The following is a 13598-nucleotide window of genomic DNA, read 5'->3' as shown; positions in this document are numbered from 1 at the left end:
TTATCCTTTTGGATCAGTCTGACAGGTAAGCGGGCCGATGGTTGCCATCATGGTCTGTGATTCCGGCAGTGAGAACGCCACGCGGCAAAGCCGTCCATCTTCTTGTTTAAAACGTAAGCGGTTAGCCGTTCCCAGATTGGCGAAGTAGGCTAGGCCATCATAGCCGCTGATGGTGGTGTTTCCGCTGGCTTCATCTGTTATCCAGGTGCCAATCGTAAGCGGGTTGCCATCGGTATTGCGCAATCGGATATTGGCTGAGCGCACGGTGTGAACGGGGAATTTCACGACGGTGCCACTACCTTCTTTTACCGACACGCGAGATTCCACCTGTGGGGTCGTGACGTTGGCTGGCAGTTGTAACGTATCGATTTCCACTTTCGCGGGGTAATTGGACACGACCCACGGTACGAGTAAATGGCCGCGTTTGTTGGTTTTCCCCACCAGTTGATTTTCATATTTTACTGGGACGTCGGGGTATCCATCGGTATCGACAACAATAAAGGCGTCGTTAATACGATTGCTAGGGAAAAGCCCTCCGTTCATGTAGATCAGCGAACCGCTCAGTTCCCCCCACTGGGTGGTATTCCCTTCATTGCCATAGGTCCCGCCAGCCATCATGGCATACGGGCCGCGCCAGTTCAGAGAACCTTGATGATAGGGGGTTTTGCCCGCGCCATACGCGGCGTTCCAACCGAATCCACCCTCTGTCGGTGCGGTACGGCTCACCCCGACACGCGGTGAATAATCCCCATTGTTGTCGCGCTGAACACCAGCATTGACGCTGCTGCTGTTACCAAAAGGCATCACAAACTGGATCTGGGCACTGTAGCCGTTTTCTCCCAGCGCTTTGTTAAAGGCGAGATAGATAGAACTGCCTTGCCAGATCTGTCGGCTGAAAGAGAGATTCAGCAGGCGGGTACGGGCTGAATCGTAAGCACGTATATCGAAATACCCCACGCCGAGCGAACCATTGCCTGCACCGAAGATTTGGCTGCTGATCGTTGCCTGATTGCTTTCCCGACTGAGGCGACCTTCCGTGAGCGTGGCCGTTAAATCGCTATATTCTTCGCTACGCTTGGCATGTTGAACGCTCAGGCCAAAGGCGGAAGTGTAGTAGGAGTAGCCTGCGGTATATTGGTGTCCGGTCGCATCCTTTTCGCTCTGACTGTAGGACGAACTCAGCGTCCCCCAGCGGCCAAGGGTAAAATCGGCACCTGCACCGATCAGATAAAGATCTTGTACGGCTTCGCCATGTGCCGACACCGTCAGTTTATTGGTTAACCCATATCGATAGATGCCGCTGATAGCCGGATCGTCCGTGTAGGCATTATTCTGCATGCCATAATCCCGGCGCAACACGCCAACCGACAGATCAAAATCGCTTAATCCCTCTCGCAGCAATGCGTTGGAGACGTAAAAAGGGATCGTAGTGGAAACCTGCCGCCCCTGGGCATCCGTAGTAATGACGGTCGCTTCCCCTGCGCCGTTCAGGTAAGGCGTATTGGTGAGGGTGAAAGGACCTGCGTTTAGGTTGGTGCTGTTCGCTTTATAGCCGTTGATAAACAGATCCAGCGTGCTGGGGACGGCGGCCGTACCGGTATATTGCAGCATCGGATAGGTCACGATATCCGGGCGAAGGCCGAAATTACGGGCGACACGCAGGCCACCCATACGCACCGAGTTACTCCATGTCAGGGAGTTGCTAATCAGGTCACCAATCTGATAGGTGATCATGCGTTCGTTATCGTTATAGCGCCAATAGGTATCGAAGCGCTGGTAGCCATCTTGCTGTGAAGTATTGCTGCCCGAGGTGAAATAGTAGATCCCCGTGTTGGATAAGGTTCCGTAGGGGCTGAAAAAGCGCTGCTCCATCCAACTGTTGAGTGAATCCGAATTACCGCGGGGTGAGGTGTAATACAGGTTATAGTTGAACAGCAAGCCGGGGCTGCTGCGGGCAGGGAAGCGCGCCATGTCTTGCCCTCCGCCGTCAACGGATTGCTCAGGTAGCCAGAGTGTGGGCACGGTGAGCTTTAGCTGCTGTATGGCCTGATCGTAGTCGGTAGTGACCTCTGGCAGCGTGCTGACATTGACGAGCCCCGTGCTTTGATCCGGTAAGCGGACGTGATTCGAACGTAGCGTTGTTGCATCCACATAATAGTTCCCTGCACGGTAGGTGACGGGAACAACCGCGTTATCACTCTGTCCGTTAACGGAAAGCGTTAAATAGTAAACGCTTTCACTGAGTGATGGCATGGTGCTGGGAGGCGCGGGAAGATCGGTATAGTCTTCCGCGAGAATGGTCTCAGAATAAAACAGTGCAAGTGCGGCATACATGAGCAGGGGCAAGACACCTGTTTTGATCGTCATGTCTGACCTCACCATGGCCGTACAGTCAATAAATACGCCTCTGCCGTTAACCGCGCCATCATTCACGTTTAATCAAGATGGGATCGGTGATACCGATCAGGTTGGTGAAGAGCTGCATAGCTGCGCCCGGCGTGGATACGCCTGCGGGTAGCGGCCAACGCATCTCTTGCCCCGGTAACACATAGCCTAAAAAGCCGTCGGTTAACGTTGTCCTGCTCCCTTTTCCGCTTTGGTCGGCGGCCCAATAGACATTACTCAGACGGGCATGAACCACGCCTCGGTTGCGGACATAAAGATAGTTTTTCCCCCCAACGGCACTGATTCGCCAACTCAGTACCGGTAGCGTTGGTTCGGTGTTGGCTCGCCGTTTATCCGGGCGAATATGCGTCCAGACGCCTTCACCATCAAGGAACAAGGGGAGTAGATAGCGCATCTGGAATTGCAGACCCATCTGTGGTGAGTTTTGCTGGTTAGGCGCGGAAATTTCATCAACGATGATACGATAAGCCTGCTCGGTATTGGCAGACGCGGGGTTGACGCGAATCAGGCGCACCATATTGCGTTTACCCGGTTCCAACGTCATGAACGGCGGTGTGGCTATCACGTTACTTTGTTCGGCATAACGATCCTGAAAATCCATTTGTTTCCAGGATAGGATGCGGATTTGTAAACCGACGGGAGCATTGCCTTTATTTTCCAGCCACAGTGCCGAACTGTTCTCATCTGATTCAATGACCTGATAAATTGGCCAAACGAGGATAGAGCTAGCGGCAAAGCAAGATAAGCTGATACCGCTTAACAACAAGACCATTGCCCGAATAAAAAACGCCATTTTCCTTTTCATCCTGTATTTACCCTGTTTTATTTTTAATAAGTCAGGCTAACGGTCACGTTATCGGTATAAACCCCTGCGGGAGGCAGAGGCGTGCCGCCAAAATAGCGGGCATAAACGGTGTAAGTCTGAGTAGTCGCTGGAAAAGAGACGATACTGAGTGCCAGACTTCCCGTTCCCCATACCTGTGTGCGTGCGGCATCACGATAAAGTTGATAGGCCAATAGCCGCGTCCCTGCCGCATTTTTCAGATAACGCTGTGCACTGCTTCCGCCATTGGTGCCGTAGTCCAGTTCAATGATGGCGTTAATGCCAGGCGTGCAGGTGGCGATAATCGATCCGCCCGCACTCGTGCTGGCGATATCCACGTTGGTCGCCGCGGCGCTGCGCGTCCCAAAATTCAGCGTGCCCATATTGGGCTGGCTGCTTGCCGTGCTGGTGCCAAAAACACAGCCTTTTTGTATCGTTGCCGTAACATCGAATGTGCTGCTCACGGTGAGTGCCATCGCCACCTTGGGAACGATGTAACCAGACAGCAGAAGTGACAACATCAATGCCGACGAAAAACGCATCGCAATACCAGTGGTTACATAAGTTGAACGGCAACACGAGAAACGTCTGAAGCCAAAAGGAGCGACGTGGCGTAGTCAGTAAACGCAACATCGCGTATCAGAGGTGGTGACATAACGGCTCCTTTTCTTGTGGATCAATGACCCTAAAAAGGCCGACATACGAGCATGTCGGCCTGTAAACCTTTACCATACGATTGTGGCAGCGACGGTGTCGGTATAAGAACCCGCAACGGGCGACAGAACCGTCTGGTCTGATGGCAGAATACGGGCATAGACAGAAACTGGCTGTGGGTTGCCGGTTGCGACAATCGCAATACCCGTGCTCCCGGTAGCCGTAAGCTCGGCACTGCGGTTGCTGTCGCTGTATAAACGATAAGGAATGTTATACGTGCCCGTTCCCGGTGCGAGTCTGCGCAGTGCGCCGCTGTCGTTCAGCCCGGCACCGATGTTCAGCGTGGCGGGGGTGCCAACAGAGCACGTGACCGTAATCCCGTTGCCCCCAGCACTGGTCACTTGGCTATCAATGTTGGCCGTTAAATCGGAGTGGGAACCAAAACTGAGCGTACCCCATGTACCGCTTTGACCTGCTGCGCCGTTGTTGATGGTGCAGGCGGCAGTAATGGTGAGTGATACGGGAATCTGACCATTAATCGTCACGCTGCTGGCGATGGGAGAAAGGCCGAATGTGGTGAATAATGTAGCCAGAATAGGTAATGTTATACGTCTAGAATTCATAACGATTCCTTTATATGCATCTCACTTATTTTCATCGAAAGTGTCTTCACGAAAATGCATCGATTTACGTAAAAACTGCTCGTTACGAGTGACTATTACAAAAGAAATCATAACGAGTCGTTTTAATCAGTACGGATATTTATATGGCATGGAGTAACCTACCGGGAAAATGCAGAGGGGTTATTCTCTTTCCTGATCGGGAAAACCACTGACATAAAAATGTCGCACTGCTGAAATATATCCTGCTAAAATTTCAGTGTTTTTCGCATGGTGAAAATAAATCTATAAAGGAAAAATATACTACTAATTCTCTCTTCCGTGGTGATGGGGCATTCCGAACATATAAAAATAACAGAAAGGTTCTTCGATTTTTATCCTTAATTGCACAAGAGTCCTTAAAATAGAAGAGCACTCTATTTTGATTATATGACGTTATATTCCGTATGATTTCTTTATTTATATAAAGTGAATATTAAAAAAACGCTATTTAAGATAAAGATAGAAGTAGAGTGGTTGTTTAACAATATCGCAAAATTGATATGTGTTAAAAGAGTGTAAATGGTTGATGTTTGTTTTATGGTTGGTTTTTTATGCTGTATTTTTTATTTTTTCTGGTCTTTAAATCCAAAAAATGACTTTGTTGGGCGTGACTTTAATATCCATTTCAAGGTTGTGGACATATTCGCGTTAGAGAAGACCTCTTGTCGTATGTCTTCAAACCTTTTATTTATCATGGGATTACTGAAAGGTTATAGAATCTGGGCAGACCGGCTACCGAAACCTGGCTCCTGGTGAGTTTATCAACGTGAAAAACTCAGGTAACCTACAAAGATAAGACTGTTTATACCCTACATCACTTACGTTGCAGGAACGCCTGTACTAGTACAACGTGAGGTATACAGGATATATCATATATTTCATTAACATAGCGGTGTGATATGCAAGTGTTGATAATGCGTCATGGCGATGCGGTACTTGATGCAGCGAGTGATGCTGTTCGGCCATTAAGCGACGGTGGTCGTGATGAATCTCGCCAGATGGCACGTTGGTTGAACGAGCAAAATATCGATATTGAGCGCGTTCTGGTGAGCCCTTATTTACGCGCTCAGCAAACGCTCGATGTGGTGAAAAAAGCGCTGCCTTTGCCGGAAGAAGCGGATTGCCTCAATGAACTGACACCCGGCGGCGATGCCCAGCTTGTCAGTTATTACCTGCAAACGCTGGCGAGAGAAGGTGTTGGTGCGGTTCTGGTTGTTTCGCATCTGCCGCTGGTGGGCTATCTGGTTGCTGAGTTATGCCAGAATGAAACGGCTCCAATGTTCGCCACCTCTGCTATCGCCTGCGTCAAGGTGGACACTGAATCCGGTAATGGGGTGCTGCACTGGCAAGTCAGCCCGGCACAGCTGACAGCAAGACCCTGATTTTCATCGAGAAACTCGACGTTCGTGCGGTATAAGGCGTGTCGCGTGCTACACGCCTTATAATGTTTGGAGCATGACGAGGATTACTCAAGCGAAGGCGCTTCCAGCGCAACCAATACCAGCAACGCGGCATTTCCTCCGAATTCTTTGGGTGCCTGATGAAAAGCCAGTACGTCAGGGTGCTGTGCCAGCCAGAGCGGTGTTTGTTGCTTAAGGATATGTTTGCCGTGTCCGTGCATTACGCAGGCGCAGTAAACGTGCTCCCGGCGACAGGCTGCCAGCAGTGCGCCCAACTCCTGCTTTGCCTGAAGCTGTGTCAAACCGTGCAAATCGAGAAACAGCTCCGGCGAATAATCCCCCCGCCGCAGTTTCTTCAATTCATAATGGCTAGCGCCTGGGCGGACATAGCGCGTCGGGCCTTCTGCGTCCAACTGCGGCTGAAATTCATCCGAAAAATAAAAACTGGCATCAACCTGTTCCTGCAATGCCCGTTTTGCCGGTAATTCGCCTATTTTCCTGCGCAGTGGTTTATGGGTATAGGTATCCTGACGCAACTTTTTTGTGCCAGTGATTGACGTGCGAAAAAGCTGCAATTCGTCGTCATTGAGCGAATATTTATTACTCATTTTTCATTCATCTTGCGTCAACATTCGATCAGTTTACCTTGTCTCCCCGCTGTCGCTAAATAAAAGTCTGTCTCAGTGCGCGTTCAGTCGGTTATATCTGCTGATTTGTCGCGGGCTTCATGGCAAACTAAGCGCCAATTTCCTATTCAGAACTGTCTGCGGAGGACACCCTTGGACAAAATTTTCGTCGATGAGGCCGTCAGTGAACTTCATACCATTCAGGATATGTTGCGCTGGGCTGTTAGCCGGTTTAACGCAGCCAACGTCTATTACGGTCACGGGACGGATAATCCCTGGGATGAAGCCATACAGCTGGTACTGCCTAGTCTGTATCTGCCGCTCGATATTCCTGAAGATATGTACACGTCCCGTTTGATCACCAGCGAACGGCAGCGCATTGTTGAACGCGTGATCCGCCGCGTTAATGAGCGTATCCCGGTCGCCTATTTGACCAATAAAGCCTGGTTCTGCGGCCTGGAGTTTTACGTTGACGAGCGCGTGCTGGTGCCGCGATCTCCTATCGGTGAGCTGATCAATAACTATTTTGACGAGCAACTGCCGAAGACACCAAACCTTATTCTGGATCTGTGCACGGGCAGCGGCTGTATTGCTATTGCGTGCGCTCAGGCGTTCCCTGAAGCGGAAGTGGATGCAGTCGATATCTCCAGCGATGCGTTGGCGGTGACCGAGCAAAATATTCAGCAGCACGGTCTGGAATACCGCGTGACGCCGATTCGATCTGACCTGTTCCGCGATTTACCGGCAATTCGCTATGACCTGATCGTGACGAATCCTCCGTATGTGGATGAAGAAGATATGTCCGATCTGCCGCAGGAATTCCGTTTCGAGCCGGAACTGGGGCTGGCGGCGGGCAACGACGGCTTGGATCTGGTTCGTCGTATTCTGGCCTGTGCGCCAGACTATCTTAGTGACGACGGCGTGCTGATTTGCGAAGTGGGTAACAGCATGGTGCACCTGATCGAGCAATATCCAGAGATTCCGTTCACCTGGCTGGAGTTTGATAACGGCGGTGACGGCGTGTTTATGCTAACCCAGTCACAGTTGGTTGATTGCAAAGATCATTTTAGCGCTTACCGTGATTAAACGGTCATAACGATATTTATCCGCCTTACTGTTTGTGCATTCGCTCAGACGGTAAAGCAGAAACAGAACACATGCGAAGGAGTTGTGATGGCAGGCAACAGTATTGGGCAATTTTTCCGCGTCACTACATTTGGTGAATCCCACGGTATTGCCCTGGGATGTATTGTTGATGGCGTACCACCGGGTATTCCGCTGACGGAAGCGGATTTGCAACATGATTTGGATCGCCGCCGTCCGGGGACATCTCGCTATACGACGCAGCGTCGCGAGCCCGATCAGGTCAAGATTTTGTCCGGCGTGTTTGAGGGGGTGACAACAGGAACCAGCATCGGCCTGCTGATTGAAAACACCGATCAGCGCTCTCAGGATTACAGCGCGATTAAAGACGTTTTTCGCCCTGGTCACGCCGATTATACCTATGAGCAAAAATACGGCCTGCGTGATTACCGCGGTGGCGGTCGTTCTTCTGCGCGTGAAACCGCGATGCGCGTTGCCGCAGGGGCGATTGCGAAGAAATACTTGCAACAACAATACGGTGTGCAGGTTCGTGGCTACCTGTCACAGATTGGCGATGTCACCTGCGAGCTGAAAGATTGGGAACAGGTGGAGCAAAACCCGTTCTTTTGCCCGGATATCGACAAGTTGGACGCATTGGATGAACTGATGCGCGCGCTGAAAAAAGAGGGTGACTCCATCGGCGCAAAGGTGAGCGTCGTAGCGGAATCTGTGCCCGCTGGATTAGGTGAGCCGGTCTTTGACCGCCTGGATGCCGATCTGGCTCATGCATTGATGAGCATCAATGCTGTGAAGGGCGTCGAAATTGGCGATGGGTTTGCGGTTGTCACCAAACGTGGCAGCGAAAACCGTGATGAAATCACACCAGAAGGCTTTCAGAGCAATCATGCTGGCGGCATTTTGGGCGGGATCAGCAGCGGCCAGAACATCGTTGCGCATCTGGCGTTGAAACCGACCTCCAGCATTATGGTGCCGGGGAAAACCATTAACCGTCAGGGTGAAGCGACTGAAATGGTAACGCGTGGACGTCATGATCCGTGTGTCGGGATTCGCGCAGTGCCGATTGCCGAAGCGATGATGGCGATCGTGTTAATGGATCACCTGTTGCGCCAACGCGCACAGTGTGGGGATGTGAACAGTCAGGTTCCTCGCTGGTAAAAAATAATGAAACAAGGGTTAATCGGGGTTCTCGCGCTGGCGCTGAGTGCATCGTTGTTGTCGAACGTCGCGTGGGCAAAAACACCGTGGCAGGAGATAACGCATCCGGTCGCGGGTACGGCACAGGCAATCGGTAGCTTTTCCAATGGCTGTATCATCGGTGCTCAGCCGTTACCGTTGCAGTCGTTGGATTATCAGGTGATGCGCGTCGATCAGCGACGCTATTTTGGTCACCCCGATCTTCTCGCGTTCATTCAGCGCCTGAGTACCGAGGTTAAGCGCACGACATCGGGTAATGTGCTGGTAGGGGATATGGGAATGCCTGTCGGTGGACGTTTCAGCAGCGGCCACGCCAGTCACCAATCCGGGCTGGATGTGGACATCTGGCTACAGTTGCCCAGACAGCGCTGGAGTGAACAACAGTTGCTGAAACCGCAGCCTATCGATTTGGTTAACGCCAGCGGGCTTAACGTCAACCCGCGCGTTTGGCGGCCGGAAGTCACCACGCTGATCAAGACCGCGGCGCTGGATAGCGACGTGACGCGCATTTTCGTTAATCCGGCGATTAAAAAACAGCTGTGTGCCGAAGCGGGTCACGATCGTGACTGGTTACGTAAAGTCCGCCCTTGGTTTGCGCATCGTGCGCATATGCATGTTCGTTTGCGCTGCCCGGCAGATAGCCTGGAGTGTCAGGAACAGAGCGATCCCCCCCTCGGAGACGGATGCGGTGCTGAGTTAACCAGTTGGTTCCAGCCGAAGCAGCCGAGTAGCGAAGCTCCAGAGAAAACGACGCCACCACCGTTGCCACCTTCTTGTCAGGCATTGCTCGACAGACATTTTGCCGCGAGATAACGAATAACGATGGATTGGTTAGTTCTAGGGCCAGACATGCTGGCCGTGCTGTTTTTTGTCGGGGCGCTGGCAGGGTTTATTGATTCGATTGCTGGTGGCGGCGGGTTATTGACGATCCCGGCCTTGCTGGCGGCGGGTTTATCCCCGGCGCAGGCGCTGGCAACGAATAAACTTCAGGCTGTCGGCGGCTCCTTTTCTGCCAGCCTGTATTTCGTTCGTCGCCGTGCGGTGAATCTGGGCGAGCAGAAACTGGCGATTGCGCTGACGTTTGTCGGCTCGACCTTTGGTGCCTGGTTGATACAGCAAATCCATGCCGATTTTCTACGCCAACTATTGCCGTTTCTCATCATTGGTATTGGCCTCTACTTTTTATTAACGCCCAAAATCGGCGATGAAGATCGGCAGCGTCGCCTGTCGCCGCTTCCGTTTGCGATTGTGGCTGGTGGTTGCGTCGGTTTTTATGATGGCTTCTTCGGTCCCGGTGCGGGGTCGTTTTACGCGCTGGCCTTTGTCACCCTGTATGGTTTCAATCTGGCAAAAGCGACGGCGAATGCCAAAATCCTGAACTTTACCTCTAACTTCGGTGGGCTGTTGTTTTTTATGCTCAGCGGAAAAGTGGTCTGGGTGGTCGGGGGCGTGATGCTGATCGGGCAGATCCTCGGTGCGCGGCTTGGCGCGAAAATGGTGATGACGAAAGGGCAAAAGCTGATCCGTCCTATGTTGGTGCTGGTTTCCGCCATCATGAGCAGCAAGCTGATTTATGACAGCCATGGGCATGCGATTGCTGCCTGGCTAGGACAGCTTTTATGAAAAAATTTTATAATGACAACAAATAACATGACAACGACGCACCATTATCAACAACTGATTGATATTTTTAATGATTGCTTTGGCGGCGAATACAATACCCGTCTGGTAAAAGGCGACGATGAGCCTATTTATCTGCCAGCGGATGAGGAGATTCCGTATCATCGGATTGTGTTTGCTCACGGTTTTTATGCCAGCGCGCTGCACGAGATTTCTCACTGGTGCATTGCTGGCGCACAGCGGCGTTTGCAGGTCGACTTTGGCTACTGGTACTGCCCAGATGGCCGCGATGCGGCGACGCAAAGCCAATTTGAGGTGGTGGAGATCAAACCCCAGGCTTTCGACTGGCTATTCTGCGTTGCAGCAGGCTTTCCGTTTAACGTCAGCTGCGACAACCTGAACGGCGATTGCGAGCCAGATCGTATTGATTTCCAACGACGTGTGCATGCACAAGTGATGCAGTATCTGGAAGAAGGGATTCCTGCGCGCCCGGCAAGCTTTATTCACGCGTTACAATCGTTTTACAACACGCCACCGCTGACGGCGGCGAGCTTCCCGTATCCAGCCGATCTGTGATGAGCGGGAACGGCAAAAATTTGAGGATAAGAAATGATCGCAGAATTTGAAACGCGCATTTTGGCGCTGATTGATGACATGGTAGAACATGCCAGCGACGACGAACTTTTTGCTGGTGGCTATTTGCGTGGTCATCTGACGGTGTCAGTCGCAGAAGCGGAAGAGAACGGGGAACATACGCTTGAAGCACTGCATGTACGCGTTAGCGACAGTATTAACAACGCGATCAAAAACGGTGAGCTGTCACCGCCGGATCAGGTACTGGTTAACGGAATGTGGGAACGTTTGTTCCAGCAGGCACAGAATAGTACGCACTGATTTTCATGTGTGCTAATCGTTAATCTGTCAGTGCTGGTTTAGTCGAACCAGCACAGTTTTCTTCCCCATTAATCCCTCGCTATCCTCAATTAATCCTGAGTGACAGGTTTACCTTTCAGCAGTTTCCTTATCCAGAAACGATTCGGGTTGAGTGCGGCGAGCGTGTCGCGATCCAGCGGTAGCGGTTCGCCATACATCTGTGAGGCCAGGATTTCCGCCGCGAGTGGGGCAGAGCAGAGCCCGCGCGATCCTAACGCACCGATAATAAACAGATCCTGCCAATAAGGTGCGCTTGGTACAGCGTCAGTACGATGTTGTGGATGCAGTCGATCTTCATAGTCTGTCAGCGTTTGTTCATAGTCCGGCACCGCGCCTAAGAGCGGCAGATGATCGCGCAGCGCGCAGCGGACGCCTTGGCGAGCCTGTGCAGTGCTGACATCGACTGCTTTGGTCCAATCGGCGTTGGGCAAACAATTCAGCAAACGCTGTCGGTTTTCTTGCTGCTCTTCTTCCCGGTATTCACAGTGTGTCTCGCCGCGTAAATAGCTTGCTCCGATGCAGTGTGTTTGATGGTGCGGGCTCACTGGTGTCAGGTAGCCATCGTAGCACAACACCTGTTTTAACTGCCCCAGTACAGGGTTAGTCGGAATGTGGCTGACCTGCCCGCGCACGGCGTAGCCGGGTAAATGGTGGGTTTGTGGCCAGTCAGTAATCTGGTGCCCATTCGCCAGCACCACGACCGCATGGTTTACCTGCTGGTCGGTGCTCAGGGTGAGCGCCCAGCCGTTATCCGTTTTCTCCAGATCGGAAACGGCAGCATTCATCTGTACCGACAGGCCGTGTTGCTGCGCCAGCTTCAGCGCAGCGGCGGTCAGTTCTGCTGGACACAGCCAGCCGCCGTCGGGATAGGTGATGCCATTTACGCCGGGATTCAGGCCGCTCTGTTCTTCCAATTGTTGCGCATCCACGCTAACGACCAGCTCCTCCGGCCATTCCCCTTGCAGAATCTGTTCGATTTTACGCGCACTTTTTTCATCCCAGGCAAGCTGGCTGACGCCACACCACTGGTGTTCAAATTTCAGTCCCTGCTGCGCCAGCGCCGTGTAGCTGCGGTGGGCAAAGTCAAAGGCGAGCGAGAAAAAGCGGGATACTGCATCGTGCCGGTTATTCAACAGAGGATATAGCGCGCCCTGACGATTGCCGGATGCGCCAGTGGCTGGCTGTGACTCCGCGCAGTAGAGCGTGACATTGGCGCCGCGCCGTTGCAGTGCCAGCGCGGTGAGTACGCTGGCGATGCCGCCGCCGATAATCGCAATATCGTCACTCGTGCTGGCGGCGGGGCGTGTGTACCACGGTGTTGGCGACGTGACCGGAAGTGCATCGGGAAGGATGCCGCTCAGCATTTCGCGCTTCTGTCCGAATCCTTTGATTTTGCTGACCTGAAATCCCGCCTGTTGTAGACCACGTCGCACAAAACCTGCGGCGGTAAAGGTGGCGAATGTCCCTTCTTTACGGCACAGACGTGCCATTGCCTGAAACAGATTATCCGTCCACATGTCGGGGTTTTTGGAAGGCGCGAAGCCGTCCAGAAACCAGGCGTCGACCTGATGGTTCTGCGTATCATCCAGCTCAGGTAGTAAGACGTTAACGTCACCGAACCACAAATCGAGCGTGATAGTGCCTTGTGCCAGAATCAGACGGTGACACCCCGGCAGCGCTAACGGCCACTGCTGGCGCAGTTCATCGGCGAATTCTGCTAGCTCCGGCCACTGTGCGTGTGCGGCAGCCAGATCGTGCTGGCGCAGAGGAAATTTTTCGAAGCTGATGAAATGCAAGTGTCGCAATGTCGCCTGCGGCTGATGTTGACGAAAATGGGAAAAGGCTTGCCACAGCGTGAGAAAATTCAGTCCGGTGCCAAAGCCGGTTTCCGCTATCACGCACGCGGTACGCGGGTGCGTGGTGAAGCGCTCAGGAAACTGATTGCCCTGCAAAAACACATAGCGGGTTTCGGCTAACCCATCCTGATTCGAAAAATAGACGTCATCAAACTGTTGCGATACAGGTGTACCCTGAGTGTTCCAACTTAACGACGCATGTTGGATGGGAAGGTTAGCCACGGCAAAAGCTCATTATTCAAGTGATGGCGAGATTCTAACGAGCTGAAGATCGTGGTGCAAATTTAGCAATAATTTCGCGTTAGTTCGGCTGATCGGAC

The 13598-nt window shown here is 52.3% G+C and carries 13 protein-coding genes; 7 read left to right on the top strand and 6 right to left on the bottom strand.

Translation table 11 applies throughout. The features are described 5' to 3' along the window. The 4 genes from EDI29_RS06625 to EDI29_RS06610 form a co-directional block, all read right to left on the bottom strand. Positions 1-2367: a fimbria/pilus outer membrane usher protein gene (locus EDI29_RS06625; protein ID WP_137740247.1), complete on the bottom strand. Its 2367-nt coding sequence runs from the start codon at positions 2365-2367 to the stop codon at positions 1-3. 58 nt (positions 2368-2425) lie between these two features. Further along, entirely contained in the window at positions 2426-3199 is a 774-nt protein-coding gene (locus tag EDI29_RS06620) for a fimbrial biogenesis chaperone (RefSeq protein WP_137740246.1), read from the bottom strand. Positions 3200-3234: 35 nt separating this feature from the next. Further along, positions 3235-3771 carry a Csu type fimbrial protein gene (locus EDI29_RS06615; RefSeq protein WP_137740245.1) on the bottom strand — a complete coding sequence of 179 codons (537 nt, stop codon included), beginning with the start codon at positions 3769-3771 and terminating at the stop codon, positions 3235-3237. A gap of 183 nt (positions 3772-3954) precedes the next feature. Further along, positions 3955-4506 (bottom strand): Csu type fimbrial protein, encoded by a 552-nt coding sequence (locus tag EDI29_RS06610; RefSeq protein ID WP_137740244.1) that lies wholly within the window; start codon positions 4504-4506, stop codon positions 3955-3957. Positions 4507-5444: 938 nt separating this feature from the next. On the opposite strand from EDI29_RS06610, the gene sixA reads away from it, so the two are divergent. Then, positions 5445-5927 carry a phosphohistidine phosphatase SixA gene (sixA, locus tag EDI29_RS06605; RefSeq protein WP_137740243.1) on the top strand — a complete coding sequence of 161 codons (483 nt, stop codon included), beginning with the start codon at positions 5445-5447 and terminating at the stop codon, positions 5925-5927. Between the two features lie 83 nt (positions 5928-6010). Here the strand turns inward: sixA and smrB are convergent, their stop codons facing one another. Then, positions 6011-6553, bottom strand: a complete 543-nt coding sequence (gene smrB, locus EDI29_RS06600) for an endonuclease SmrB (protein ID WP_014699114.1) — start codon at positions 6551-6553, stop codon at positions 6011-6013. Positions 6554-6724: 171 nt separating this feature from the next. On the opposite strand from smrB, the gene prmB reads away from it, so the two are divergent. The 6 genes from prmB (at position 6725) to EDI29_RS06570 (ending at position 11383) form a co-directional block, all read left to right on the top strand. Further along, positions 6725-7657, top strand: coding sequence for a 50S ribosomal protein L3 N(5)-glutamine methyltransferase (gene prmB / locus EDI29_RS06595; protein WP_137740242.1), 933 nt, complete (start codon positions 6725-6727; stop codon positions 7655-7657). An 87-nt stretch (positions 7658-7744) separates the two neighbouring features. Further along, positions 7745-8830 carry a chorismate synthase gene (gene aroC / locus EDI29_RS06590; protein WP_137740241.1) on the top strand — a complete coding sequence of 362 codons (1086 nt, stop codon included), beginning with the start codon at positions 7745-7747 and terminating at the stop codon, positions 8828-8830. A 6-nt stretch (positions 8831-8836) separates the two neighbouring features. Beyond that, positions 8837-9682, top strand: a complete 846-nt coding sequence (gene mepA, locus EDI29_RS06585) for a penicillin-insensitive murein endopeptidase (RefSeq protein WP_137740240.1) — start codon at positions 8837-8839, stop codon at positions 9680-9682. A gap of 9 nt (positions 9683-9691) precedes the next feature. Continuing rightward, entirely contained in the window at positions 9692-10492 is an 801-nt protein-coding gene (locus EDI29_RS06580) for a sulfite exporter TauE/SafE family protein (RefSeq protein ID WP_137740239.1), read from the top strand. Positions 10493-10519: 27 nt separating this feature from the next. Further along, positions 10520-11065 carry an elongation factor P hydroxylase gene (locus tag EDI29_RS06575; protein WP_137740238.1) on the top strand — a complete coding sequence of 182 codons (546 nt, stop codon included), beginning with the start codon at positions 10520-10522 and terminating at the stop codon, positions 11063-11065. A gap of 33 nt (positions 11066-11098) precedes the next feature. Beyond that, entirely contained in the window at positions 11099-11383 is a 285-nt protein-coding gene (locus tag EDI29_RS06570; RefSeq protein WP_010285074.1) for a YfcL family protein, read from the top strand. 89 nt (positions 11384-11472) lie between these two features. Here the strand turns inward: EDI29_RS06570 and mnmC are convergent, their stop codons facing one another. Then, the gene (gene mnmC / locus EDI29_RS06565) at positions 11473-13500 is read right to left on the bottom strand and encodes a bifunctional tRNA (5-methylaminomethyl-2-thiouridine)(34)-methyltransferase MnmC2/FAD-dependent 5-carboxymethylaminomethyl-2-thiouridine(34) oxidoreductase MnmC1 (RefSeq protein ID WP_137740237.1); all 2028 of its coding nucleotides are present in this window, start codon (positions 13498-13500) and stop codon (positions 11473-11475) included. Positions 13501-13598 lie beyond the last annotated feature (98 nt).

The organism is Pectobacterium polonicum, from assembly GCF_005497185.1.
GTDB lineage: Bacteria > Pseudomonadota > Gammaproteobacteria > Enterobacterales > Enterobacteriaceae > Pectobacterium > Pectobacterium polonicum.
The sequence above is the reverse complement of the archived record's forward strand: the minus strand, read 5'-3'. Positions and strand labels throughout refer to the sequence as shown.